25 protein-coding genes are annotated in these 25,508 nt (G+C 65.0%); 11 read left to right on the top strand and 14 right to left on the bottom strand.

All coding sequences use genetic code 11. From position 1 onward, the window contains the following. Positions 1-165: 165 nt before the first annotated feature. From FHE74_RS09210 to FHE74_RS09200, 3 genes are read right to left on the bottom strand one after another with little or no spacing between them, the layout of a single operon-like run. The gene (locus FHE74_RS09210) at positions 166-1,296 is read right to left on the bottom strand and encodes a glutamate--cysteine ligase (protein ID WP_139466219.1); all 1,131 of its coding nucleotides are present in this window, start codon (positions 1,294-1,296) and stop codon (positions 166-168) included. 12 nt (positions 1,297-1,308) lie between these two features. Next, complete coding sequence (locus FHE74_RS09205) at positions 1,309-2,028, bottom strand: LytR C-terminal domain-containing protein (protein WP_139466218.1); 720 nt, start codon at positions 2,026-2,028, stop codon at positions 1,309-1,311. A 51-nt stretch (positions 2,029-2,079) separates the two neighbouring features. Next, complete coding sequence (locus FHE74_RS09200) at positions 2,080-2,322, bottom strand: DUF3263 domain-containing protein (protein WP_246049259.1); 243 nt, start codon at positions 2,320-2,322, stop codon at positions 2,080-2,082. A gap of 16 nt (positions 2,323-2,338) precedes the next feature. On the opposite strand from FHE74_RS09200, the gene FHE74_RS09195 reads away from it, so the two are divergent. Both FHE74_RS09195 and FHE74_RS09190 read left to right on the top strand, forming a co-directional pair. Next, positions 2,339-2,938, top strand: a complete 600-nt coding sequence (locus FHE74_RS09195) for a peptide deformylase (RefSeq protein WP_139466216.1) — start codon at positions 2,339-2,341, stop codon at positions 2,936-2,938. After that, on the top strand, positions 2,939-3,562 hold the full coding sequence (locus FHE74_RS09190) for a GNAT family N-acetyltransferase, cg3035/Rv0428c family (protein ID WP_139466215.1): 624 nt from the start codon (positions 2,939-2,941) through the stop codon (positions 3,560-3,562). It abuts the gene before it with no gap. Here the strand turns inward: FHE74_RS09190 and FHE74_RS09185 are convergent. Next, positions 3,559-4,848 (bottom strand): YjiH family protein, encoded by a 1,290-nt coding sequence (locus tag FHE74_RS09185; protein WP_246049258.1) that lies wholly within the window; start codon positions 4,846-4,848, stop codon positions 3,559-3,561. The two genes, FHE74_RS09190 and FHE74_RS09185, sit on opposite strands and share 4 nt — an antisense overlap. A 109-nt stretch (positions 4,849-4,957) precedes the next feature. Between FHE74_RS09185 and FHE74_RS09180 the strand changes: the two genes are divergently transcribed. From FHE74_RS09180 to FHE74_RS09170, 3 genes are all read left to right on the top strand, one after another. Next, entirely contained in the window at positions 4,958-5,764 is an 807-nt protein-coding gene (locus FHE74_RS09180; RefSeq protein ID WP_139466214.1) for an exodeoxyribonuclease III, read from the top strand. Positions 5,765-5,767: 3 nt separating this feature from the next. After that, positions 5,768-7,249 (top strand): cardiolipin synthase, encoded by a 1,482-nt coding sequence (cls, locus tag FHE74_RS09175; protein ID WP_139466213.1) that lies wholly within the window; start codon positions 5,768-5,770, stop codon positions 7,247-7,249. A gap of 222 nt (positions 7,250-7,471) precedes the next feature. Further along, on the top strand, positions 7,472-7,693 hold the full coding sequence (locus FHE74_RS09170; RefSeq protein WP_139466212.1) for a DUF2283 domain-containing protein: 222 nt from the start codon (positions 7,472-7,474) through the stop codon (positions 7,691-7,693). 171 nt (positions 7,694-7,864) lie between these two features. Here FHE74_RS09170 and FHE74_RS09165 read toward each other — a convergent pair whose 3' ends face one another. From FHE74_RS09165 to FHE74_RS09150, 4 genes are read right to left on the bottom strand one after another with little or no spacing between them, the layout of a single operon-like run. After that, a complete protein-coding gene (locus FHE74_RS09165; RefSeq protein ID WP_281279420.1) occupies positions 7,865-9,058 on the bottom strand; it encodes a multidrug effflux MFS transporter in 1,194 nt (397 codons plus the stop codon). 21 nt (positions 9,059-9,079) lie between these two features. Continuing rightward, positions 9,080-9,820, bottom strand: a complete 741-nt coding sequence (locus FHE74_RS09160; RefSeq protein ID WP_246049257.1) for a multidrug ABC transporter permease — start codon at positions 9,818-9,820, stop codon at positions 9,080-9,082. Continuing rightward, positions 9,821-10,765, bottom strand: a complete 945-nt coding sequence (locus FHE74_RS09155; RefSeq protein WP_139466211.1) for an ATP-binding cassette domain-containing protein — start codon at positions 10,763-10,765, stop codon at positions 9,821-9,823. It abuts the gene before it with no gap. A 4-nt stretch (positions 10,766-10,769) separates the two neighbouring features. Further along, entirely contained in the window at positions 10,770-11,252 is a 483-nt protein-coding gene (locus FHE74_RS09150) for an NUDIX domain-containing protein (protein ID WP_139466210.1), read from the bottom strand. Positions 11,253-11,320: 68 nt separating this feature from the next. Between FHE74_RS09150 and FHE74_RS09145 the strand changes: the two genes are divergently transcribed. The 3 genes from FHE74_RS09145 to FHE74_RS09135 are packed head-to-tail and all read left to right on the top strand — an operon-like array spanning position 11,321 to position 16,193. Then, positions 11,321-12,805, top strand: a complete 1,485-nt coding sequence (locus FHE74_RS09145) for a hypothetical protein (protein WP_139466209.1) — start codon at positions 11,321-11,323, stop codon at positions 12,803-12,805. Next, positions 12,805-13,806: a glutamate ABC transporter substrate-binding protein gene (locus FHE74_RS09140; protein WP_139466208.1), complete on the top strand. Its 1,002-nt coding sequence runs from the start codon at positions 12,805-12,807 to the stop codon at positions 13,804-13,806. Before FHE74_RS09145 ends, FHE74_RS09140 begins: the two co-directional genes overlap by 1 nt. After that, a complete protein-coding gene (locus FHE74_RS09135; protein WP_139466207.1) occupies positions 13,806-16,193 on the top strand; it encodes a serine/threonine protein kinase in 2,388 nt (795 codons plus the stop codon). Before FHE74_RS09140 ends, FHE74_RS09135 begins: the two co-directional genes overlap by 1 nt. Before the next feature lie 46 nt (positions 16,194-16,239). On the opposite strand, the gene FHE74_RS09130 is transcribed toward FHE74_RS09135, so the two are convergent. Together FHE74_RS09130 and pta are read right to left on the bottom strand one after the other, a co-directional pair. Next, positions 16,240-17,433 (bottom strand): acetate kinase, encoded by a 1,194-nt coding sequence (locus FHE74_RS09130; protein ID WP_139466206.1) that lies wholly within the window; start codon positions 17,431-17,433, stop codon positions 16,240-16,242. After that, on the bottom strand, positions 17,433-18,809 hold the full coding sequence (pta, locus tag FHE74_RS09125; protein ID WP_139466205.1) for a phosphate acetyltransferase: 1,377 nt from the start codon (positions 18,807-18,809) through the stop codon (positions 17,433-17,435). Before pta ends, FHE74_RS09130 begins: the two co-directional genes overlap by 1 nt. A gap of 310 nt (positions 18,810-19,119) precedes the next feature. Between pta and FHE74_RS09120 the strand changes: the two genes are divergently transcribed. Then, positions 19,120-20,490 carry an FAD-dependent oxidoreductase gene (locus FHE74_RS09120; RefSeq protein WP_139466204.1) on the top strand — a complete coding sequence of 457 codons (1,371 nt, stop codon included), beginning with the start codon at positions 19,120-19,122 and terminating at the stop codon, positions 20,488-20,490. Further along, positions 20,490-20,939 (top strand): GNAT family N-acetyltransferase, encoded by a 450-nt coding sequence (locus FHE74_RS09115; protein ID WP_139466203.1) that lies wholly within the window; start codon positions 20,490-20,492, stop codon positions 20,937-20,939. The genes FHE74_RS09120 and FHE74_RS09115 overlap by 1 nt, the downstream gene beginning before the upstream one ends. Before the next feature lie 3 nt (positions 20,940-20,942). Here FHE74_RS09115 and FHE74_RS09110 read toward each other — a convergent pair whose 3' ends face one another. Genes FHE74_RS09110 through FHE74_RS09095 form a run of 4 tightly spaced genes read right to left on the bottom strand, consistent with a single transcriptional unit; the run spans position 20,943 to position 24,236 of the window. Next, complete coding sequence (locus FHE74_RS09110; protein WP_139466202.1) at positions 20,943-21,305, bottom strand: type III secretion system chaperone family protein; 363 nt, start codon at positions 21,303-21,305, stop codon at positions 20,943-20,945. Continuing rightward, positions 21,305-21,679 (bottom strand): YbjN domain-containing protein, encoded by a 375-nt coding sequence (locus FHE74_RS09105; RefSeq protein ID WP_139466201.1) that lies wholly within the window; start codon positions 21,677-21,679, stop codon positions 21,305-21,307. The genes FHE74_RS09110 and FHE74_RS09105 overlap by 1 nt, the downstream gene beginning before the upstream one ends. Continuing rightward, the gene (purT, locus tag FHE74_RS09100; RefSeq protein ID WP_246049256.1) at positions 21,676-22,887 is read right to left on the bottom strand and encodes a formate-dependent phosphoribosylglycinamide formyltransferase; all 1,212 of its coding nucleotides are present in this window, start codon (positions 22,885-22,887) and stop codon (positions 21,676-21,678) included. Before purT ends, FHE74_RS09105 begins: the two co-directional genes overlap by 4 nt. A 47-nt stretch (positions 22,888-22,934) precedes the next feature. Further along, complete coding sequence (locus FHE74_RS09095) at positions 22,935-24,236, bottom strand: adenylosuccinate synthase (RefSeq protein WP_139466200.1); 1,302 nt, start codon at positions 24,234-24,236, stop codon at positions 22,935-22,937. Between the two features lie 104 nt (positions 24,237-24,340). Between FHE74_RS09095 and FHE74_RS09090 the strand changes: the two genes are divergently transcribed. Beyond that, positions 24,341-25,276, top strand: a complete 936-nt coding sequence (locus FHE74_RS09090) for a hypothetical protein (RefSeq protein WP_139466199.1) — start codon at positions 24,341-24,343, stop codon at positions 25,274-25,276. Positions 25,277-25,508 lie beyond the last annotated feature (232 nt).

The following is a 25,508-nucleotide window of genomic DNA, read 5'->3' as shown; positions in this document are numbered from 1 at the left end:
GACTGCTTGACGCTTTTCTTCGGGTGTGAACATGATTGCCTCCTTGTTGCAGGGTGACTCACAACAAGGCTGGCACTACGGGAAGCGTAAACATTTGCACTCGCGGCCCACAGCGCGGCCCACAGCGCGGCTCACAGCGCCGCCCACACCCCGCCGCGAGCCCGGCTAACGGATCGGGCGCAGCTCCAGGAGCTCGGCGCTGGTGGCGTCGACGGCCTTGCGCCAGTCACCGGTCAGTTCGTGGATCCGGCGCTGGCGGGCGTAACCGGCCCCGCGCTCGAGGATCTCGCCGATGAGCTGCAGCTCCTCGTAGCAGTCGAGTTCGCGTGCCAGCGGCTCGAGGGTGTCTACAAGCTCGCTGAGCTCCTGCGTGACCCAGCGCTCCTCCGTCTCGCGGGAGGTGATCACGAGGGCTTCGAGGCCGTAGCGCGCGGCTCGCCACTTGTTTTCGGCGACGTGCCAGGGCTGCAGCGTAGGCAACTCCTCACCGCGGTCGATCATGCGGTCGTAGTGCACCACCAGGCAGTGAGTCAGCGCCACGATGGCGGAGAGCTCGCGCAGGTTGGAGGTCGCGTCGGAGATGCGCACCTCGATGGTTCCCCACTTGGAGGCGGGGCGGACGTCGAAATGCATCGAGCCGGTGTGGTTGGTCACCCCGCTGGTGGACTGGTCGTGCTGGAAGGCCTCCCACTCGGCCCAGGAGCCGAACTGGTACGGCAGGCCGGCGGTGGGAAGCTGCTGGTAGAGCATGGTGCGGTTGGAGGCGTACCCGGTATCGATGCCGTCCCAACCCGGCGAGGACGCCGAAATCGACAGCAGGTGCGGGTAGTGCGTCATGATCGCGTTGATGATCGGCCACACGCGATCCTCGTGGCTAATGCCCACGTGGACGTGAATGCCCCAGATGAGCATCTGCTGGCCCCAGTACTGGGTGCGGTTAATGATCTCCGCGTAGGTCATCTTGGGGCTGACGGGCTGCTCGCGGAAGTCGGAAAACGGGTGCGAGCCGGACGTCCAGATCGCTGCACCAAGCTCGGCAGCTCCGGAGGTGAGCGCATCGACGCCCTGGCGCAGCTCGTCGACGGCCCGCGGCACGGTGGTGTGCACGCCGGTGACCAGCTCGACGGTGTTTTGCAAGAACTCCCGCTCGAAGTGCAGCTGCGGGTAGCGCGGCTCGATGTGATCGATGAGCTCCACGGCACGCGGGACCAGATCGCGGGTCTCAGGATCGATGACCCCGAGCTCCCATTCGATTCCTAGCGTGGGGCGTTCGCTGCGGCGGAAGTTCTCGGCCATATCTGTAGGTTACTAAATATGGATGTCTCCGATGAGGGCGAGGGTGATGTCGCCAGGCTTAACGACGTCCTTCGGCAGAGCCGCATCGTTTGGCTTCGCGGTGGCGGGCACGCCATTGGTCTTAGCGATCCGGTCGGCTAGATCGCGGGCTGCCTTCTCGCCGGCGGCGTCGCCGGGCTGGTAGAACACGGTGGTCTCGGGCAGGCGCACGGAGTCTCCCGGCAGGTTGCCGTGGTTGCCCACGTGGGTGCCCTGGGCCTTGAGGTCGTTGAAGACGCGCTCGGCAAGCCCGCCGACGGTGGAGTTGTTGAGCACGTTCACGGTGGGCTGGGCGGCGGCAGAGCCAGCGCCGGCGCCAGCTGCAGCACCAGTCTCTGCCCCCGGAGCCGGTGCTGGCTGGCCCGGAGCTGCCGGGGCAGCAGCCGGCGCGGAAGCAGACGGGGAAGCCGGAGCGGTGGCCGGGGGAACGCGCTGGCCACTGGAGGGGGCGGCCTCGTTCTGCGGGGCCGAGCTGGAGATCGCAGTGGTGGAGTTGGAGGAGGCGGCCTGGTTGGAATCGTCGCCCTTCTGCGTCAGGGCGTAGAGCCCCCAGAGGCCGAGCAGGATGAAGACGGCGATCAGCACCATGGCGAGCCCGCGCAGGGGCAGGCCAGCGGCGGCAGCGCCGCCACGCTTGACGGCGTGAGAGCCTTCGGTACGTCCGTGGTCATTCTCAGGATTCACATTAGTCACAGCCGTAACTCTAAACCACAACTTGAAGGTTTGGGGAGGCAGGCTGAAAATTTAACCCCGAGTTGCCCGGCGCGCATCCTCCCGGCGATCCCGCAACCTGCGCAAACGAGCAGTCAGGAGGGGATGGGACTGCATGGCCGGCGGGGCGTCGATAAGCATGTTGAGGCGCTGGTAATAGCGCATCGGCTCCATCCCGAACGCCTCTTTAATCGCCTCTTCTTTGGCGCCGACCGAGCGGGGCGCGGACGCTTCGAACTCAAGAATGCGGGCGTCGAGGGGCGAGAGTGAGGGCATGCCTAAACTGTAGGGCATGACCATTCGGCCCATCGTTATCCACGGCGACCCCGTCCTGCACAACCCCACCGAGCCCGTCACCGAGTCCCCGGCCGAGCTCGCCGAGCTCATTGCCGACATGCACGAGACCATGGACGCAGCGCACGGCGTCGGCCTCGCCGCCAACCAGATCGGCGTGAACAAGCGCCTGTTCGTCTACCACTGCCCCGACGTCGACGGCCCCGAGGGCACCGAGAAGCCCGACGGTGGCATGCGCCGCGGCACGGTGATCAACCCCGTCTTGGAGACCAGCGAAATCCCCAAGACCATGCCCGACGAGGAGCTCGACCAGGAAGGCTGCCTCTCCGTACCCGGCGAGTCCTTCCCTACCGGGCGTGCCGACTGGGCGCGCGTAACCGGCACCGACGAAAACGGTGAACCCGTCAGTATCGAGGGCTACGGCTTCTTCGCGCGCTGCCTGCAGCACGAGGTGGGGCATCTCGACGGCTTCCTCTACACCGACACTCTGATCGGCCGGAACAAGCGCGCGGCCAAGAAGGCCATCAAGGCCAATGGGTGGACCGAGCCGGGCCTGACCTGGCTGCCGGGTGAGGACGACGACCCCTTCGGCTACTAAATGTCACGCATCTTCCGCTCCGACGACGTCTCCATCGGCGAGCGCGTAGTGGTGCGCCGCGTGTTCGGCGACGTCCACTCGGACGTGATCGGGCACGTGACCAGCCTGGAGCCGCTGCGCCTGCGCCCGCAGGAGGTGGGTGGCTATCCTTCTTCCCTGCCCGAGGTCGAGGTGCCGGCCGAGCAGATCGGCATCATCAAGCGCCTGTCCCCGCGCCGGGTGCGTAACTCCGACATTCGCCGGGGGGAGCAGGCTTGGGCGCAGGAACACCCGGCCAGCGAGGAGCAGTGGACCAGCGACGGCCAGTGGCTCATGCGTATAGGGGCAGACAATGCCGCGTTGCCCCTGGGCCGCTCGGCGGGTGTGACGCCCGCCCCGCTGGCAGAGATCGTGGAGTTCTACCGTGCACGCAACCTGCCGCCGCGCGTGTGCCTGGTGGAGCGCCTCGGCGCCACCGCCGAACCACACGTGGCCGACTGGGAGCTCGGGGAAGAGACCCTGGTGATGCTGGACGAATCCGGTGCGCAGTTCCACGTCTCAGCCTCTGACACCGAAGAGCTCGAGCGCCTGCGCGAGCAGGGATTCGTGGAGCACCACCGGCGCCGCTACGCCACCAGCGTTTAGAGCAGCACGTGCGCGATCGGGGCGGCAATCACCACGGTGAGCACCACGCGCACGAACCAAATGAGCACCATGTGCCAGATCTTCAGCGGGATCTCGGTGCTCAGCAGGGCCGGCACCATTGCTGAGAAGAAGATGATGGCCGAGACTGACACCACGCCGACCACAAAGCGCAGCTCCAGCGACGGGTGATCCGCCACCACGGTGGAGGGCAGGAACATCTCGGCAATACTCACGGCAAACGCCTTGCCGGCCAGCACTGGGTCGGGCAGGCGAACCAGCCAGGCAAACGGCACGAAGAGGTAGCCCAGCCAGGTGAACACAGGCGTGAACTTGGCCAACACCAGGCCGGCCAGCCCGATCGACATGATTGACGGCACGATCGAGGCGGACATCTTCAGTCCATCCAGCAGGTTGGTCCACAGGTTGCGCCCGAGCGAGGGGGCCTGGTCCAGCACCTTCTTCGACTCCGCCCAGGCCGCAGCGAAGCGGTTGCCCGTCACCGGCTTTTCGGGGTCCGGGGTGGAGCCGGGGTAGTACTCGTCGGGAATCAGCGTGATGGGTGGCAGGCGCACCATCAGCGCCGAGACCGCGAAGGTGACCACCAGGGAGACGAAGAAGTAGAGCAGCCAGTGATCCATCAAGCCCAGGGCTTTGGCGACGATCACCATGAAGGCTGCGGAGACCGTCGAAAAGCCCGCCCCGATGATGGCGGCCTCGCGCGCGGTGTAGCCGCCGTCGCGGTAGACGCGGTCCGTAATCAGCAGGCCCAGCGAGTAGGAACCCACAAACGAGGCGACCGCGTCGATGGCCGAGCGGCCCGGCGTGCGCCACAGCGGGCGCATGACCGGCTGCATGAACACGCCCACAAACTCCAGCAGGCCGTAGCCCAGCAGCAGCGAGAGAAAGAGCCCACCGATGGGGACGATGAGCCCGACGGGGATGGCGATCTTGTTCCACAAAAACGGCACGAGGTCGTCGGCCGCCAACCAGCTCGGGAGCAACCCGAATACCCACAGCGCGGAGACGATCAGCCCCACCGTGTTGGCGATGGCAAAGAGCACCGCCGTGACGTTGATACGCCAAGGGCGCACGGCGATGGAGCGAACTGTCCCCGCAAGTGCGAGCGCGAGAATGATGTACGGCACGACCGGCCCGGCATGCTCCTTGATCAGGGTGACGATGTGATCCAGCGGGATCGAGTTCACGCCCTTATAGGTAATGGGCACAAAGAACGCGAAAATGCCGATCGCGCTGTACACGAACATCCGCCAGATCCCTCTGGTCATGGCCACCTCCCCTTGGTCGTGATTGTTAAACATAACGCAGCGCTTAAGTGTTGTGCAGGAAATCACACACCGCGGGCCCCTGGGGGTAGGCAAAGGTATTCTGTTCCTCATGCGCATCGCCACCTGGAACGTGAACTCGGCGCGCTCGCGAGCAGAGCGCATGGAGGACTTCCTTGTCCGCCACAACATCGACGTGCTCACGGTCCAGGAGACCAAGTCGAACGAGAAAAACTTCCCTCACCAGCGCTTCGAGGAGCTCGGCTACGAGGTCGCCCACGTGGGCTACAACCAGTGGAACGGCGTGGCCATCCTCTCGCGCGTGGGCCTCGAAGACGTCGAGGATCACCTGCCCGGCCAGCCCGGCTTTGCCAAGGACCCCGCCAAGCTCCAAGACCTGGAGGCCCGCGCGGTAGGCGCGACCTGCGGGGGCGTGCGTGTGTGGTCGCTCTACATCCCCAACGGCCGCGAGATCGGCGACCGCCACTACGACTACAAGCTCGCCTTCACCTACGCGCTAGCCCACTACGCCGAGGACTTCGACGGTGAGCACCTGCTGCTCACCGGGGATTTCAACGTCGCCCCGCGCGATGAGGACGTCTGGGATATCACGCTTTTCGACGGCAAAACCCACGTCACCGAACCCGAACGCCAGGCCTTTGAGATGCTTCTCGACGCCGGCCTGACCGACGTCGGCCTAAAACTCGCCCACGAGCCCTATACCTATTACGACTACAAATCCATGCGCTTCTCTAAAGGCGAGGGCATGCGCATCGACTTCCAGCTCGCCTCCGCCGCGCTGGCAGAAGCAGCCACCGACGCCTTTGTCGACGTGGCCGAGCGCAGCGGTAAGGGTGCCAGCGACCATGCCCCGCTCGTGGTCGACTACCAGCTCAAAGACTATGACTCGGTGCGCTAATCCATGAACATCAATATCGACCTGACCACCTGGCAAGTCATCGGCCTGATTCTCGACTACACCATCAAAATCATCGCGGTGGGTGTGGTGCCGGAGGGCCGGAGGCCGTCGTCAAGCAACGCCTGGCTGCTGCTGATCCTCCTGCTGCCCGTCGTGGGACTGCCGCTGTTCCTGCTCATGGGCTCGCCCTACATCGACCGGCGGCGCCACCGCATCCAACAGGAGGCCAACCAGAAGATCGAGAACGTCCATGAGGGCTTTCCCGATCGCCCGGATGACACCACGCTCAGCCCCGAGGTCGACTCGATGGTGCGCCTGAGCCGCGAGCTGACCGGTTTTCCCGCCGTGCACGCGAACTACCGTGGCCTGCACTCCGACTACAACGAGACCATCGCCCGGATTGCCGAGGTCATCGACGAGGCCCGCGACTACGTTCACGTAGAGATCTACATCCAGGCCTGGGATGAGACCACCGACGTGTTCTACCGCTCGCTCGAGCGCGCCGTGAAGCGCGGAGTGCGCGTGCGCCTGCTCTTGGACCAGATCGGGTCGCTGAAGTACCCGGGTTTCCGCAAGTTGGGCCGGCGCCTGAGCGAGATTGGCGTGGAGTGGGAGCTCATGCTGCCCCTGGCTCCGTGGCGCGGCCGGTGGCGCCGCCCTGACCTGCGCAATCACCGCAAGGTCATCGTTATTGATGGCGACATCGCCTTCATCGGCTCGATGAACATGATCGACCGGACCTACTTGATCAAGAAGCACACCAAGAAGCAGCGCATGTGGATCGACGCCATGGCCGAGGTCTCCGGGCCGATCGTGGCATCCATCGAGTCCATGTTCGCCGTCGACTGGTACACCGAATCCGACGAGGCCATCGACGTGCCCGCACCCCACGAGGTGGCCGGTGAGACGGGCGAAGACAACGTGGTTCAGCTCGTACCTTCTGGCCCCGGTTACACCACCGAACCCAACCTGCGCATGTTCACCTCTCTGATCCACCACGCCAAGGAACGGCTGGTGATCTGCTCGCCCTACTTCATCCCCAACGAGTCCATGCTCGAGGCCGTGACCACCGCCTGCTACCGCGGTGTGCAGGTGGACCTGCTGGTCTCAGAGAAGGCCGACCAGTTCTTCGTGCACCACGCGCAGTCCTCCTACTACCAGGTGCTTCTCGAGGCCGGCGTCAACATCCACCAATACCCCTTCCCCTACGTGCTGCACACCAAGTTCGTGCTTGCCGACCCAGCCGCTCCCGACGATCGCTCTGTCGCCGCCTTCGGCTCCTCCAACCTGGACATGCGTTCCTTTGGCCTGAATTACGAGTCGACTTTGCTCGTGGCGACGGGCAACCTACTTACCCAAATCCACGAACTCGGCGAAAGCTATATTTCTGCATCTTCCAAGCTCACCCTCGACGAGTGGAACGAGCGCGGCTGGGGCCGGCGCTACCTCGACAACGTGTGCAAGCTGACCTCGGCGCTGCAGTAGGTGGGTTGCTGGCTGTTGGTTGCTTGCGGGGCTTCGCGCGTCGATACGCTCCCTCCGCCTTGCTCTAGCCTGCTCTCCCCTCAGACCTCTAAAGGAATAGGCACAAAGGGCGCGCCCTTTAGAGCTTTAGAGCCAAATTCGGACTCCTTTGCGCCGATTCCTTTAGAGGTCTGGCAGAAAGAGACAGCCATCATGAACTCAACACAGGAAGCTCGTTAATTGATGAAACTTACCTATGACCCAGAAGTTGACGCGGCCTACCTGGATATCGCGGAGCCGGGCCGGTTATCGGAGCGGCAGATATCAGGTATCACCGCTGAGGGGCTGGAAGGAGAGCTGGAAATCGACATCGACAAAGATGGCAGGGTCATCGGCATTGAGTTTTTGGCCGCATCCGAGGTCCTCCCTCCGGAGGTCTTAGATCGAGCTGATCGGTTGCATTAGGGGCACCCGGGAGCCGCATGCCCCCCTGCCGTGCCCTGCTCTACCCCCAGACCTCTAAAGGAATCGGACCAAAGGGCGCGCCCTTTAGAGCTTTAGGGCCAAAATCGGACTCCTTTGCGCCGATTCCTTTAGAGCTATAGCAACGTGCAACCCCAAAAAACAGGCCAAGCGCTAAGCGCGGTCGATCGCGGTCGCGCGCCAAGCTGCCACCAAAGCCAGCACAGAGAAGATGCTCATGCTCAGCGCCATGGACAGCAGCGCATTGCTGCCCAGCCCCACGAGCGGGCCGACCACTGCGGCGCCGGCGAACTGGAAGAATCCCATGAGGGCGGCCGCGCCGCCGGCGTGGGAGCGCACCTGCAGCTGGCCTAGCGACATGGAGTTGGCCTGGATGAGGCCCTGCTGGCTGATGATCGCGAAGAGTAGGACCGGGATCAGCCAGCGAACACTGGCACCAAAGACGACCACAGCTCCGAGCAAACTCAACGCCGCGCACACGTAAATGCAGGTAGCGGCGCGCATGATGCGGCGGGGGTCGAAACGCCCGATCAGCCGGGAGTTCACAATGTTCCCGCCCAGGATGCCCAGCGAGTTGACTCCGAAAAGCACCGCGTAGGCCTGCGGGGAGAACCCGAGCTGGTTTTGAAAGACGAAGGCGGAGGCCGAGATGTAGCTGAAGAGCGTCGCAAAGCCACACACCACCGTGAGCAGATACCCGCGGTAGGCGCGGTTGCCCAACACGAACGCGTAATTCGCCAGCACCCCAGCAAGGCTCACCCGGGAGCGCAGGTGCGCGGGGCGGGATTCGGGGATGACCAGCACACTCGCCAGCAGCTGCACCAGCGCGAGCACAGCTAAAGCCCAGAAGAGACCGCGCCAGCCCAAAGGCCCGACCAACACGCCGCCGACCAGCGGGGCGATCACGGGCGCGAGCGTCTGGATCGACATCATGGTGGCAAAGGCCTTGGCTGCGTGCGTGCCGGATGCCAGATCCGGGATGACCGCACGGGCCACCACCATGCACGCGCCCGAGCCGAGTCCCTGCACAACCCGGGCGAAGATGAGCACTCCCACCGAGGGCGCAGATGCCGCCAAAGCCGCAGCCCCAAAGGCAACAACCGCACCGATGATGAGCAGCTTCTTGCGCCCCAGGGCGTCGGAAATCGGGCCGATCACCAGCTGCCCCACTGCCAGGCCCAACACGAATCCGGACAACGTCAGCTGCACCATCGGCTCGGTGGTGCCCAGCTCGGCGGCAATCATCGGCAGCGCCGGCAGGTACATGTCGATGGAGAACGGGGCGGATGCTGACAGCAGCGCGATGGCTGTCAGCAGCAATGGGCTAAAACGGAAGGGCGCAGTCACGCCCTCACAATCTACCGGCCCCTAAGCGTCGGACTTTTCGGTCAGCACAACGCCGAGGATCCACAGGCCGAAGGCCCAGGCAGCGAAGATGAGCAGGGCAACCCACTCGTTGTTGTTGGCAAAGGGCGAGGTGCCGTCGATGAATGCGCCGTAGTTCTTAAACGGCATGAACTTGATGATGTCGTCGCCGAACTTGGGCAGCAGCTGAACGGTCATCTCCAGGCCGAGGAACCAGATCAGGGCCAAGGCCACGGTGCCGGCGGTCTGGCGCAGCAGCAGGCCCAGGCCCTGGCAGAACACCACGACCAGGGCGATCAGCAGCGGGTAGGCCCACAGGTAGCGCTGACCCATCTCGTCCTTGAACAGGTTCATCGGCAGCTTGTCACCGGCGATGAGGTGAGCGGCGGCGTAGCAGAGCAGGATGACCAGCAGCGTCAGCACAGCCGCGATCACCGCGTACAGCACCAGCTTGGCCAGGATGACCATCCAGCGCTTGGGCGTGGCCAGGAAGTTTTGCGGGTACAGGCCATAGCGGCGCTCGGTGGTGACCACCATGATCGCCTGGATCATCAGCACCGGAACGCCAAAGGCCGCAAAGCCCGCAACCGCGGTGGGCGCGCCGAAGGTGATGAATTCGTCGGACAGCGAGACCGTCAGGATGGTCCAGCCGACGGACAGGAACAGCAGGATCCCGGTGGTCCACCAGAAGGAGGCGGTGGAGCGCAGCTTGGTCCATTCGGACGCAATCGTGTTCATGAACATTTAGCGCGCTCCCTTCGCGGCGGCGGTCTCTTCGGTGCCGTGGTACTGCACGGCGCCTTCGGTCATCTGGAAGAAGGCCTCCTCGAGGGAAGCACGCTTCTCGCTGAGCTCGTCCAGGCGCACGCCCACGGAGTAAGCCAGCGCACCAATCTCGTCGCTGGAGCGCTCGGGGATGACCAGACGCTCCCGTCCGTCGTCATCCACGCCGGTATCAAACGCCACGCCCTCATCGCGCAGCGCCTGCCCAAACTCCACCAGGTGGGGCGAGCGCACGATCACGCTGGTGCCGGAGTTATCACGGATGAACTGGTTGACGGTGGTATCCGCGATCAGCTTTCCGCGGCCGATCACCACGAGGTTCTCGGCGGTCTGCGCCATCTCCGAGAGCAAGTGGGAGGACACCAGCACGGTGCGCCCTTCGCGCGCCAGCGACTGCATCAGCCCGCGTACCCAGCGAATGCCCTCCGGGTCCAGGCCATTGACCGGCTCGTCGAGGATGAGCACGCCGGGATCGCCCAGCAGCGCACCCGCCAGGCCGAGGCGCTGGCCCATGCCCAGCGAGAATCCGCCAGCCTTCTTGCCCGCCACATCGCTTAAGCCCACGATGCCTAGCACCTCATCCACGCGCTTAGTGGAGATGCCATTGGCCTGCGCGATCCACTTCAAGTGGGAGGCAGCGGAGCGATTGGGGTGCACGGCTTTGGCGTCGAGAAGCGCCCCCACCTCGGTGATCGGGCGGTTAAGGTCGCGGTAGCGCTTGCCGTTGATGCGCGCCTGGCCGGCGGTGGGAGTGTCCAGCCCCACGATCATGCGCATCGTGGTGGACTTGCCCGCGCCATTCGGGCCGAGGAAGCCGGTGACCACCCCGGGTTTGACGGAGAAGGTCAGATCCTCCACGGCGCGCACATTGCGATATTGCTTAGTGAGCCCTTCGACTTCAATCATGCTGTCAACTGTGCCACAACTGCGGCAACGCGGCTCGGAAGGCCGGCAACAAATCGTACTGCTCTACCTCGGCGCATGGCACCCAGCGCAGCTCCACCGATTCCTCGTTGGGGGTCAGCTCCAGTTGCTTATCGACGCTCGCCACCACCGTCGTGTAACTCCACCCACCGGCGAGCTCCGGGCGGTCGGGATCAGCATCGAACGGACCGGCAGTAACTACGGTGCGCTCCACGTTTACTTGCGAGACATCGATGCCCGTTTCCTCCACCGCCTCGCGCAGGGCGGCATCCACCGCGGTTTCGTGGCTATCGCGTGCGCCACCGGGTAGAGCCCAGGTGCCTCCCGCATGCGTCCAAGGCGCGCGGTGCTGCAACAAGAGATGGGGCGTGACCTCGCGGGTGCGTAGGAAAAGACCAGCCGCACCGAACCGGCCCCAGGCCGTCTTCCCTCCGGGCAGGGCCGAAAATCCGCTTCCATCGCCTTCCATGTCCTCCTACCCTAGCGCGGGTGTCCAGCGCCTCCCGGTGATTTAGGTAACCGCTAGACTTATCGGCTATGACCAGCACCACGGCGAGCGCGACACACGAGTCCGCTGCGGAGCACACCGCAGAGGCCTTCGGGGAGGACGCCTGGCTGGACGTCGCGGTGCACGAACCCACCAATCGCCGCCGAGACCGCCTGCGCGCCCGCACCACCAGGGCGATTTCCCGGGTCAAGACGGTCTACGACTTCCTCAACACCACGCCCGGCAAGATGGCCATGATCACCCTCTTGCTCTCTGTGGCTATTGCTGCCGCGGGGTATTCGATGTCACAGTCCTCCGCCCAGCGCAAAGAAGGACTAGACACGCTCCTGAGCGAGACCGAACCGCTGAGCTACGCTGCGCACGACCTGTACACCAACCTCTCCCTGGCGGATACCATCGCCACCAGCGGATTCGTGCGCACCGGCCTGGAATCTCAACAGGAACAGGAGCGCTACTTCTCGGCGCTCGATCGCGCGTCGGTTGCCGCGACGCAGTCGGCCTCCGGCATCACCCCGGAGCAGCCGCGCATCGGTGAACTCGTAACAGAGATCCAGCGCCAGCTTCCTATTTATACGGCGATGGTGGAGACAGCCCGCACCAATTCCCGGCAGGGCAACCCGGTAGGCGTGACCTACACGTCGAACGCCTCGGCGCTGATGCGCAACGAGATCCTGCCGGCCGCCGCCGAGCTGTTTACCCTGACCAACCAGCGCGTGGCCGAGCAGCAAAAGGAGCTGACCACCCCGCAGTGGGTCCCGCTGTCCGGCCTGTTCGCCGCCGTCGGCTTCCTCCTGCTCGCCCAGTGGTGGCTGTGGCGCACCACGCGGCGCCGACTCAATCGCGGCTTCGTGGCAGCCACCGCCCTCATGGTCCTGGCCATCATCTGGGTGTCCACCTCCAACATCGCCGCCTGGCAGGCCGGTGGGCGCGGATTCAAGGAGGCCTCGCAACCCTGGGACTCGCTGACCACCGCGCGCATCGAGGCCCAGCAGGCCCAGACCAGTGAGATGCTCGCGCTGGTCACCCGCGAATCGGCGGATCAGACCTCGGCGAGCTTTGACGCCATGAACGCTTCCGTGAGCCAGGCGCTGGGCGATGTGGAGCTGGCACTGGAGAGCGAGAACTCCTGGCCGCTGATCAGCGCCCCGGACGTGACGTTCTCGGAGGAAACGCAGACGCAGATTGACAACGCACGTCGTTCGCTCGATGACTGGTCGCAGGCCCAGAACCGATTCCTGGACACGCTGCGCGCCGGGCGTTTCGACGAAGCCGCCTACCTGTCCACCAACACCTCACTGTCGCAGGACGCCTCCCCCACCACTGCCAGCGCGGCAGCCCGCCTGGATAGCTCGCTTTCGGCCCTCATTAACGACGCCCGCGCCTCGATGCGCACCTTCATCGCCCAGAGCCTCGCTGCCACCACGCTGGTGTCCACCGCCGTGTTGCTACTTGCCCTGGCCGCGGTGATCAGCGTGTGGATCGGCATCCGTGCCCGACTCCAGGAGTACCTGTGATGCGCCTTCTTCCTCTCGTCCTACTCGCTGCCTGCGGGCTCTCCGCCTGCAGTTCTGCCGCAGACTCCTCCCACGAGGCACCCGCCGCCAACCCCGCCTACGCTCAACCCCGCGAGGTCAGCGGCATGCCCCTGCCGGCAGGATCCCAGATTGAGCACGCGGGCCAGGAAGAACCTCGGGACACCGAAAACGGCACGCCCACTGGCACCCTGCGCCCCGACAATCGCCTGACCAAAGAGCGCGTTCCCCGCATCGTCGCTCGGGGCCGGCTCATCGTGGGCGTGGACCAATCCCAGAATCGCCTCTCCTTCCGTGACCCGCTCACCGGCGAATACACCGGATTCGAGGTGGAGCTGGCCAAGGAGATCGCCCGCGACATCTTCGGTGACCCGAACGCGATCGAGTTCCGTTTCATCGCCTCTGCCGACCGCGCCGATGCGCTCAACAGCCGCGAGGTGGACATCATCGTGCGCACCATGAGCATCACGCAGGAACGCGAGCGCGATATTGACTACTCGGCCCCATACGTCTCTGCAGCCACCCGCATTCTTACCTCGCGGGGCAGCGACATCGAGGACTTCGCCGACCTCGACGGGCGCACCGCCTGCGCAGCCATCGGCTCGACCAGCGTGGACAAGATCCGCAGCCTGGCACCCGGCGCGGACATTCTGAAGGTCAGCCGCTGGTCCGATTGCCTCATGGCCTTGCAGCAACGGCAGGTGGACGCCGTGGTCACCGACGACCTGATCCTGGCGGGCATGGCCGACCAGGACCCCTTTACCACCATCGTGGGTGAACCCATCGGGCGCGAGGACTACGGCGTAGGCGTGCGTAAGTCGATTCCCTCCGATGACTCCAGTGGCCTAGTACGCCAGGTCAACGAGACCTTGGAACGCATCCGCACCGACGGCACCTGGCAGCGCTTGTACCACGCCTGGTTTGGCCCGCAGTTCGTTTACACCGATCAGCCGCAGCCGCTCTACCGCGAGGAGGCCAACTGATGAGTTCGGATCCCCTGGACAAAGAGACCCCCACCGTTGCCGGCACCGAGGCGGTCATCTTCGATCCCTTTGCGGAGGACGACGACTCCTACGTCGACGGCGAAGGCGGCGGAACGGAGGCTGTGCGCTACTCCCCCGAGGCGGAGGAGACGAGCGCGGTGCCCTTCGATCCGTTCGCGGACGACTCCGAACCCGTCGAAACCGAGGCACCCGCCGACGCGCGCTTTGATACCTCGGCCCGCGCCCGCCAAGAGGCCCTCACCACCTTCCGCTCACGCCACGGCATCACGCGTTCCAATCGTCCCGTTGCCGACGGCATGGTCCATCTGCCGTTTATCCCGCCGCGCTCTCCCGAGGATGCGCTGCGCGACCCGGAGGAGATCGCTTCTCGACGCACCCCGCCGCCACAGCTTCAGCCCGGCGACATCGTGGCCAACCAGTACGAGATCTTGGGGGTGATCGGCCACGGCGGCATGGGGTGGATCTATCTGGCTCACGACCATCACGTCTCCGACCGCCTGGTGGTGCTTAAGGGCATGCAGTCGGAAAAGTCCCGGGACGAAACGGCTGCCGCTGGTGCGGAACGCGAGTTTTTGGCTGGGATCACCCACCCCGGAATCGTCAAGATTTTCAACTTCATCGACGACCCGCGCGTGCCCGGTGGCTTTATTGTCATGGAGTTTGTGGGCGGGCCGTCGCTACGCGCGCGTCGCAACGCCCAAGAGGGGCACCTGCTGCCCATCGACGTCGCCATCGGATACATCCTCGAGGTGCTGCCCGCGCTGGATTACCTGCACTCGCGCGGGGTGGTCTACAACGACTTCAAGCCCGACAACATCATCGTCACCGAGGACCAGGTCAAGCTCATCGACCTCGGCGCGGTCTCCGGCATTGGTGCCTACGGCTACATCTACGGCACGCGCGGGTTCCAGGCCCCGGACGTGGCCACCGATGGCCCGTCGGTCGCCTCGGACATCTACACCGTCGGGCGCACGCTGGCTGCGCTCACGCTGAACCTGCCCCACGAGGATGGCGTCTACGAGCCCGGCCTGCCCAGCGCGTTCGCCGAGCCCACGCTGCGGCGCTACCCGTCCTTCTACGGCCTGCTCAAGCGCGCCACCCACCGCGATCCAGCTAAGCGTTTTAAGTCCGTCTCTGAACTCGAGGGCCAGCTCTACGGCGTGCTGCGCGAGGTCCTGGCGCTACGCGACGGCACCTACCACCCCGCGCAGCGCTCCCTGTTCTCTCCGCAGCGAACCACCTACGGCACCAAGCACCTGGTGTTTCGCACGGATCAGCTGATCGACGGCATCGAGCGCACCATCAAGATCACCGCCGATGAGGTGGTGTCCGCGATCCCCACCCCGCTGATCGACAGCAACGACGTGGGCGCCGGCATGCTCACCGGTTCCTCCTTCGCCGAGCCGCAGGAGGCCCTGGACACCCTGCAGCAGGCGATGGACAACGAGGAGTTTCGCGACTCCACCGAGATCCCGCTGGGCGTGGTGCGCGCGATGCTGGATCTGGGCCACACCACGGAGGCTCTGGCCTGGCTGGACTCTCTGGAGCAGCGCTTGGGGGACGACTGGCGCATCAAGTGGTACTCCGGGGTGACGTCGCTGCTTCGCGACGACTACCCCGCCGCCCAAAGCGCATTCGCCGAGGTCATGGCCATAGTGCCCGGCGAGCCCGCCCCCAAGCTGGCCCTGGCCGCGGTGGACGAGCTCATGCTGCAGGCCGAGGACGTCGACCGAAAGCCACTGCTCAACGAGAAGCTGGCGCGCGCCACCTCCGGGCTCGGCGCGAACCTGGCCGACTTGCAGCGCGAGGACTTCGCCGAGCTCGAGTCTCCCTGGGACCCGTCCAGCACCGATCCAGCAATGATGCGCTTTACCGCCACTCACCTGTACGGCGTGGTGTGGGCGACTAACCCGACCACGGTGTCCAGCGCCTTCGGGCTCTCACGCCAGCTGGTTGCCGAAGGCCTGACCGAACTGGCGGTGCAGGCCCTGGACCGGGTCCCGCAGGCCTCGCGGCACCAGCGCATGGCCATGCTGACCACCATCCTGGAGCTCGTCTCCACCGAGCTGACCGAATCGCGCATCCGCAGGGCAGCGCGCCGACTGGAGGAGATTCCCACCAACGAGCCGCGGTTCCTGCAAATCAAGACCGCGGTGATGTCGGCCGGGCTGGAGTTTCTCCAGTCGGCCAACGTCGAGTCGGCAGCCTCGCGCAACGACCTCTTTGAATTCCCCTTCACCCAGACAGGCCTGCGCTACGGTCTCGCCGACACTCTGCGCCAGCAGGCGCGCCTGGCGCCGTCTGCCCGCCACCGCTACGCGCTGGTGGATATGGCAAACCGGGTGCGGCCTGTCACGTGGTTCTAATCACGTGGCTGCAAGGCTGCACCCGGTGCGCTGGGCTTAAGCGGTCTTAAGCGAAGGCGGCTGCTTTCCGAGCGATCGCCAGCTCCTCGTTGGTGGGCACCACGAAGACCTTGACGCGCGAGTTGTCGGTGGAGATCAGGCGCGGCTCGTCGGAGCGGATCTGGTTGCGCTCCTCATCGATCTCGATGCCGTACATCTCCAGGCCGGCCAGGGCGTCGTAACGCACGTTCGTGTCATTCTCACCCACACCTGCGGTGAAGCTGATGGCGTCCACACGGCCAAGCGCGACCATGTAGGCACCGATGAAGCGGCGCAGGGCGTGGATGTACACGTTGTAGGCCAACCAGGCGTCCTCGTTGCCGGCGTCGATGAGCTCGCGCAGCTGGCGGAAGTCGTTGACTCCCGACAGGCCCTTGACGCCGGACTGCTTGTTCAGCAGGTTGTCGATCTCGTCAATGCTCATATCCGCCTGGCGAGCCAGGTGGAAGATGATGCCCGGGTCGATGTCACCGCAACGAGTACCCATGGCCAGGCCGGCCAGCGGGGTCAGGCCCATTGTGGTGTCGATCGGCTGACCGCCGTGAATAGCGCTGGCCGAGGCGCCGTTGCCCAGGTGCAGCGTGATCTGGTTGACCTCATTGGCCGGGGCACCGAGCAGCTCCGGGACCTGCTGCGAGATGAACTCGTGGCTGGTGCCGTGGAAGCCGTAGCGGCGAACCTGGTTGGCGGCTGCGACCTCGGCGTTGATGGCGTACAGGGCGGCTGCCGGCGGCAGGTCGCGGAAGAAGCCGGTGTCGAACACAGCCACGTGCGGCAGGTTCGGCAGCAGCTCGCGGGCCACGTCGATGCCGTCGATGTTGGCCGGGTTGTGCAGCGGGGCGAGCGGGATGAGGTCACGAATCATCTCCACAACCTGGTCGTTGATGAGCTCCGGTGCGGAGAACACCATGCCGCCGTGCACCACTCGGTGACCCACGGCGATCAGGTCAACCTGGGTCGGTCCCATGCCGATGCGCTCGAGCTGATCGATCGAGAGCTTCAGGCCGGCGGTGTGGTCCTTGATGGGCTGCTGCTTGACCACCTTCTTGCCGTCGTACTTGACAGTCAGGCGGCCGTTGTCCTCGCCGATCTGCTCGACCAGGCCGGAGACCATCGGGTCATCGGTGGCCCCGGCCTGCGGGTCGACGATCTGGAACTTGATGGAGGAAGAACCAGAGTTAATAACCAGAACGTAGGACATTAGCGGGCACCTCCGGCCTGAATAGCGGTGACAGCAACGGTGTTGATGATGTCCGGCACGGTGGCGCCACGCGAGAGGTCATTAACCGGCTTCTTCAGGCCCTGCAGGATCGGGCCGACAGCCAGGGCACCGCCGGTGCGCTGGGCGGTCTTGTAGCCAATGTTGCCGGCCTCCAGGTCCGGGAAGATGAACACGTTGGCCTGGCCAGCGACCGGGGAGTCGGGCATCTTCTTGCGGGCCACGCCCTCGTCACAGGCGGCATCGAACTGCAGCGGGCCATCGACCTTAAGCTGCGGATCGAGCTTGTGGGCATGCTCTAGGGCGGCGCTGGCGCGATCCACGTCCGGGCCTGAACCAGAGGTGCCGGTGGAGTAGGACAGCATGGCCACGCGCGGGTCGATGCCGAAGGCGCTGGCGGTGCGTGCCGAGACCACGGCGATCTCACCGAGCTGCTCTGCGGTGGGGTTCGGGTTGACGGCGCAGTCGCCGAAGGCCCACAGACGGCCGCGCATGACCATCAGGAAGATAGAGGAGACGACCGATGCCTCGGGCACCGTCTTGATGATCTGGAAGGACGGCTTAATCGTGTGCGCGGTGGTGTGCGCCGCACCGGATACCATGCCGTCGGCCAGGCCCTTGTGCACCATCATGGTGGCAAAGTAGGAGATGTCCTGCATGGTCTCGCGGGCCTGCTCGAGCGTGACGCCCTTCTTCTTGCGCAGCTCAGCAAAGTCGGCAGCGAACTCCTCGGCCAGCGGAGAGGTGAGGTGGTCGATGACACGGGCCCCGCTCAGATCCAGGCCCATCTCTCCGGCGCGCTTCTCGACGTCCGCCGGCTTACCCAGAATCGTCAGCTTGGCCACCTTGGCGGCCAGCAGCTGGTGGGCAGCCTGCAGGATGCGGTCATCCTCACCCTCGGGCAGCACGATGTGCGCCTGCGCCTGGCGAGCCTGGTCCAGCAGGTCGTGCTGGAACACGTCCGCAGACATCACGGGCTCAGCGTCCACGGCCAACGCGGGGCCGATGGACCATGCAGCGCGGTCGAAGTCGCACGCCTCGGCGACCACTGCGCCCAGGCGGGAAGCAGTTGCCTGCACCAAGTCCACGTGTGCGCCAGGGCGGTCGTAGATGATGACGACGGGCACACCCAAGGCAGCGGCTACCTCCAGATCGAAGTAGGCGTCACCCGTGCCCACGAAGAGGGCACCCGAATCAGTGGCGCGCTCGCGCACGGCAGTCAGGACGGATGAGACCTTAGTTCCGCAGTCCGCGATGACGATCTTGTCCAGCTCATTGCCCTGAGCCATTCCGTCAAGATCAAGCCCATCGAAGTTGCGGCCCACCGTGGTAAGCAGCACGGATCGGTGTTCAGACATTCAGATTCCCAGACCTTTCTCGGTTTATCTCGCGCTTGGACCTTGCATAGCCCTTAGAAAGTGCTTCCGCTGAGAACACCGCGGCGTCTGAGGGCCAGCAACGCTGGGCGCTTGCCGCGGTCTAGCCTACCGTCGATAAGCCCCAACCACCGCCCGTTAACGCCCGGCAATGTCCGAATCGTTCATAAATCATACCAATCCACCGGAGCCGGGGATACCGCGGACATGAATCCAATTGTGGCCATCTACACTAGGGTTACCTAACTTCCTTGAGAGATCTATTTCCTCCCTGAAAGGCCTTAAGTACGTTATGACTACCCCGTTGCGCGTGGCAGTAATCGGTGCCGGCCCCGCCGGAATCTATGCCTCTGATCTGCTGGTGAAGTCTGGCACGGACGTGCAGATCGATCTGTACGAGAAGATGCCGGCTCCGTTCGGCCTGATTCGCTACGGCGTGGCTCCGGACCACCCGCGCATTAAGGGCATCGTGATGAGCCTGCACAAGGTACTCGAGCAGGAGCAGATCGAGCTGATCGGCAACGTCGAGGTGGGCAAGGACGTCACCGTCGAGGAGCTGCGCGAGTTTTATGACGCCATCGTCTTCTCTACCGGCGCAACCGCCGACCGCGACCTCGACGTCCCCGGCTCCGACCTGAAGGGCACCCACGGCGCCGGCGAGTTCGTCGGTTTTTATGACGGTAACCCCAACTTCTCCCGCGACTGGGACCTCAACGCCGAAAAGGTTGCCGTGATCGGCGTGGGCAACGTCGCCCTCGACATCGCCCGCATCCTGGCTAAGACCGCCGACGAGCTGCACGTTACTGAGATCCCGGACAACGTGTACGAGAACCTGGGCCGCTCCGCCATCAAGGAGGTCCACGTCTTTGGCCGCCGTGGTCCGGCGCAGGTGAAGTTCACCCCGCAGGAGCTCAAGGAGCTTGACCACTCCCCCAACGTCGAGGTCGTCGTGGACCCCGAGGACATCGACTACGACGAGGCCAGCGAGGAGGCCCGTCGCTCCAAGAAGGCCGTTGACCAGGTCTGCCAGATCCTGGAGGGCTACGCCATGCGCGAGCCCAAGAACGCCCCGCACAAGATCTTCGTGCACCTCTTCCACTCCCCGGTGGAGATCCTGGGTGAGGACGGCAAGGTCACCGGCATCAAGACCGAGCGCACCGAGCTCGACGGCACCGGCAACGTCACCGGCACCGGCGAGTTCCACACCTGGGACGTCCAGCAGGTCTACCGCGCCGTCGGCTACCGCCCCGAGGGAGTGAAGGACGTGCCGTTCGATCCCGAGCGCTGCGTTATGCCTAACGACGGCGGCCACGTCCTTTCCGAACCCAACGGTGAGCCCGTCCCGGGCCTGTACACCACCGGTTGGATCAAGCGTGGCCCGGTTGGCCTGATCGGCAACACCAAGTCCGACGCCAAGGACACCACCACCATGCTGCTGGAGGACCACGCCAACGGCACCCTGACCCCGGCACCGAAGCGCACCCGCGAGGACGTGGCTGCCTTCTTCGAAGCCAAGGGCCACCCGATCACCACCTGGGAAGGCTGGCACCGCCTGGATGCCGCCGAGCGCGCCGCCGGCGAGGCCGAGGGCCGCGAGCGCAAGAAGATCGTGGAGTGGGATGACATGCTCAAGCACTCTGGCCCGCAGGACATCGTCGACTAATGGCCGCCATCATCGCCGGCACCCTGGAGGAACTTTCCTCCCGCCAGGTGCACGACCTGTACAAGCTCCGCGTGGACGTGTTCGTGGCAGAGCAGGCCACGCCCTACGCGGAGATTGACGAGGAAGACACCACCGCCACCCACCTGCTGGCCTATGACGGCGAGCAGATCGTCGGGTGCGGGCGATGCATGTTCACGCCCGACCGCATGCAGTTCGGCCGCTTCGTGGTCACCCCGTCAGCCCGCGGCACCGGTGTGAGCCGCGAGATCATGGACTTTGCCATGCAGCTCGCCGGCGAGCGGGAGCTCTATCTCACCGCACAACAGGCACTGGTGCCGTACTACCAGCGCTACGGTTTCGAGCCCGTCGGCGAGCTCTACGACGACACCGGTGTGCCCCACCAGCCCATGCTGCGCCCGGCCCCCGGGCAGGGCTCAAAGCAGCAGTAAGAGCTAACCGCGCTGCAGGGTGCGCAGGAAGATCTCCGTCGACGCGCTCAGGCAGCGCAGCTGTACCTGCACCTGATCCACGCTCAATCCGTAGGGAGCGTAGACGGAAAGCTCGGCCAGGCTCTGGGTTTCTCCCTGCACAATCCGCGGCCACATGCCGCGCAGGTTCCAGGCCAGGGCGTGTTCCTCGGTCACCTGCTCTACCAGCGGCATGCGCAGGTAGAGCACCTCACCCTCCACGCTGGCCAACAGCGGACCAGACGCAAAGTCCGCCTCAGCGTAGTCCCCGGTGAGCGTGTACTCCAGCCCCTCGGCCTGCATGGCCGCGGCAATCAGCTCCAGGGATAGATCGCGCACCTCAGCCACTAGGCCACCTCCCGGAAGAATTCGCGGATCTTGGCCAGCGCCATGGACATCATGGCGTCCAACTGCCGGTCAGCCACGCCCGTCTCATAATCCACGCTCACGCTGGCGTGCAGGGTTACCCCCTCATCCAGGGTTAACTCCACGCTGCACGTGGGCCAGAAATGTTCGGCGTGCCAGGCGCGCACGGCGCGGCGCGCCTCCTCGCCGCTCAACGCCGTAGGGGTATGCCCGGCCACGGTGAGCACGCCGAACGCGTCGCAGGAAAAGTGGATGCCCTCCAGGCTTGCGCCGTCCTCGGCGGCCACGAAGTCGAGCTCGTGGACCCCGAGCACGCGACGAATGCGCGCGGGGGTTAAGGGCTCGAGCTCACTCATCCGCGGATCTCTACGCGCCCGGCGGCCTCGGCGGCCTGCACGCGGGCCTCGTCAACCGTCTCGGCGGTGGTGAGCACCACGCCCATGTGGCGGCCCGGGTACGAGGTCGGCTTGCCGTAGATGCTCACCTCGGTCTCGGGAACAGCCAGCGCCTCCGGCAGGCCGGCGTAGGACACACTGCGCGAGCGCACCGTTGCGTTGAGGTTGGCGGCTGCACCCGGGCTAGTCAGGGTGACGTCGATAGGCAACCCCAGGATGGCGCGAACGTGCAGGTCAAACTGGGAGTAGCGCTGGGTAGCCAGAGTGACCATGCCGGCATCGTGCGGGCGGGGTGATACGGAGGAGAAGTAGACGTCGTCACCCGCAACAAAAAGCTCCACGCCAAAGACGCCGCGCCCTCCGAGCGCGTTGGTGATGCGTGCCGCCACAGAGCGAGCGTTATCGCGCGCCGCCTCGCTCATCGGCATCGGCTGCCACGCTTCCTCGAGCACTCCCCCGACGTGGCGGTGCCCGATCGGCTCGCAGAACCAGGTAGCCAGCTCGCCGGTCTCGGGGTCGATGGAGCGCACCGCCAGGATGGTGACCTCGTAGTCGAAGTTGACGAACCGCTCGACGATCACCGCCTCGTCCACACCCGGCATGGGACGGTAAACGCGTGGCCACGCCTCCTCGATTTCCTCTGGGGATTCGACGATGACGTGGCGGCGTCCCGCCGAGGACACCGCGGGCTTGGCGACGCACGGAAAGCCCAGCTCATCAAATGCCTTCCGGAACTCCTCCAGCGTGTAAGCGAAGGCATAGTCCGTGGTGGGCAGGCCCAGCTCCTCGGAGGCGGTGGTACGAATGCCCTCCCGCCCGGACGTGAGCACGCACGCGCGGGCGTTGGGAACCACCGTCACACCGGACTCTTCGATGTCGACGAGGACATCATCGTCGACCGTCTCAATGTCGGGGACCACAAAGTCGGGGCGAACGCGGCGCACCAGGCTGCGCACCTGGTCAGGGTCCGCGGTATCTGCCACGTATTGGTACTGCGCAACCTGGTGCGCGGGCGCGTCGGCGTAGCGATCCACCGCGTGCACCTCTAGCCCGAGGCGCTGCATGGAAATGGCTAGCTCCTTGCCCAGCTCCCCCGAACCCAGCAGCAACACCGAGGTGGCGTTGCCAGACATAGGGGTACCGATGCTTTCCGGCCGCTCAAGACTCATAGGCGACATTCTACGGTCGCCGCGGCGGGAAAGAACGACGCGTCTGTCTAGGCGTGGCGCTGATCCAGAACGTCGTGAAGCACGATCGTCTGATCGCGGCCCGGGCCCACACCGATGTAGGAGATGCGGCAGCCGGAAAGTTCTTCCAGGCGGCGCACATAGGCCTGCGCCTTCTCCGGCAGCTCCTCGAAGGTGGAGCAGTTGGTGATGTCCTCGTCCCAAGCCGGCATCGTTTCAAAGATGGGCTCAGCGTGGTGGAAGTCGGACTGGGTCATGGGCATTTCGTCGTGACGCACGCCGTCGACGTCGTAGGCCACGCAGATCGGGATCTCCCCGATGCCGGTGAGCACGTCGAGTTTGGTCAGGAAGAGGTCAGTAAACCCATTGACGCGGGAGGCGTAGCGGGCGATGACCGAGTCGTACCAGCCACAGCGACGCTTGCGGCCGGTGTTCACACCCACTTCGCCACCGGTGGTCTGCAGGTACTCGCCCCACTTGTCAAAGAGCTCGGTCGGGAACGGGCCGGCACCCACGCGGGTGGTGTAGGCCTTGATGATGCCCAGGCTCGAGGTGATGCGGGTCGGGCCGATGCCCGCGCCCACGCAGGCGCCGCCGGCAGTCGGGTTGGAGGAGGTAACAAACGGGTAGGTGCCGTGGTCCACGTCGAGCATGGTGGCCTGGCCGCCCTCCATTAGGACGTGCTTGCCCTCATCGAGGCCCTTGTTCAGCATGACCTCCGCGTCAATGACCATCGGACGCAGGCGATCGGCGTAACCCAGGAAGTACTGGACGATCTCCTCGGCCTCGATGGCCTTGCGGTTGTACATCTTCACCAGCATCTGGTTCTTAATGTCCAGGGCGCTGGTGATCTTCTGGCGCAGGATCGACTCGTCAAAGATGTCCTGGACGCGCAGGCCGATGCGGGCCACCTTGTCGGCATAGGTCGGGCCGATGCCGCGACCAGTGGTGCCAATGGCACGCTTACCCAGGAAGCGCTCCTGCACGCGGTCGAGCACCTGGTGGTACGGGGCCACGAGGTGAGCGTTGGCAGAGATTTTCAGGCGATCGGACGCGGCGCAGCCGCGCGCTTCCAGGCCGTCGATCTCGTCGAAAAGCGCCTCGAGGTTGATGACTACGCCATTGCCCAGCACCGGCGTGGCGTTGTCGGAAAGAATTCCGGCGGGAAGGAGCTTGAGTTCGTACTTCTCACCGCCGACGACCACGGTGTGGCCGGCGTTGTTTCCGCCGTTGGGCTTGACCACGTAGTCGACCTGGCCGCCGAGGATATCGGTGGCCTTGCCCTTGCCCTCGTCGCCCCATTGGGCGCCCACGATCACGATTGCTGCCATGTTGGCCCACTTCCCAGTTAATGCTCGTTCACATCGCGGTGACAGTGTACCCGGCGGGTTGCCCACCGTTGATTTCCGAGGCTAGCGATAGGCTAAAACCCACTATGCGCGTTATTTACTTAGCCTGCGGCCCCCATGCTCCTGCCTCCTCAGGCCTCCCGCATGAGGAGGTCTTACAGGTCGATGCCGTCCCGACCCGAGCCCAGCTACGCCCGCTGGATGCCGCCGCCCGGGAGGTCTTGCCCGTCGACCCCACCCCCAGCCTGGAGGAGATCGCCCAAAACCCGGAGGTCGCCCACCTGGGTGAACCGCAACGGGCTCCTCAGCACCCGGACGAGGAGCTGCGCGTCATCGTCGCCGGATCGGATGCCGCCCTGTCTGCTGTGCTCACCCGCATGATGCGTGGCGATTATCTGTGGGCCACCGTGGGTTACCTCCCTCTCGATCCCGCCTCGCCGGCAGCCACGACGTGGGGCCTGCCCACCGGCCCGGCCCTTCAGGAGCTGCTGGCCGGGGATTCCATCCGCCCCGTGCCGGTCATCCGCACGGACACGGGCCTGGTGGTCGCGGGCTCTGCAACGATCACCGACGCCGAGGACGACGCCGTGCAGGGCGAGATTGTCGTTGACGATGAGGTCCTACTCAACCAGCCCGTGCGCCCGCGCGATGCCCGCTTCTTCAGCCAGTTTGGCGCCCGGCTCGTGCCCATGACCACCGCGCCCGGCATCGCCGCAGTGCGTCTGACCACTCCCGCGCGTATCGACGCTCCCCGCACACCCTCACGTTGGGCAACCCGGCTGGTGAACAAGCTGGGGCCGGTGCATGCCCAGTCCTGGTTTGAGACTCCTGCCCTGCGTTGGGCCGTGTCTAAGGCAGAGGTGCGCACTGGAGGCGCTGATCCACGTTCGCTTCTTACCGGGCGCGCTTTGCAATGCGGCGGATCGCGGCTTCTCGTGACCGTGGACGGCGTTGCCGGACGCCCGACCGACCGAGCGACGTTTTATCGCCATTTGCGCGACCTGCAGATACTCCGCCCCTAACGCGCATGTGATGTATCTCACATAACCCCCCAATGATGCATAAATGTAATCGGAGCGAGACAGGCGCGTTAGTTACACAAAACTGAGGGCTTACTGAAGGCTCAACAAAATGCCAGTTCAGCACCCCTGAAGTTTCGGCCCGGCAACCTTATACCGAAGAGTTCGAGCGCGTGCCATAACCTTCCACCCCCTGCTTGTTTGTTGACACGTCTACATGTGCACGATCGCGCAA

Source organism: Corynebacterium tapiri (genome assembly GCF_006334925.1).
Lineage (GTDB): Bacteria > Actinomycetota > Actinomycetes > Mycobacteriales > Mycobacteriaceae > Corynebacterium > Corynebacterium tapiri.
This window is presented reverse-complemented; position numbering and strand designations above follow the sequence as displayed.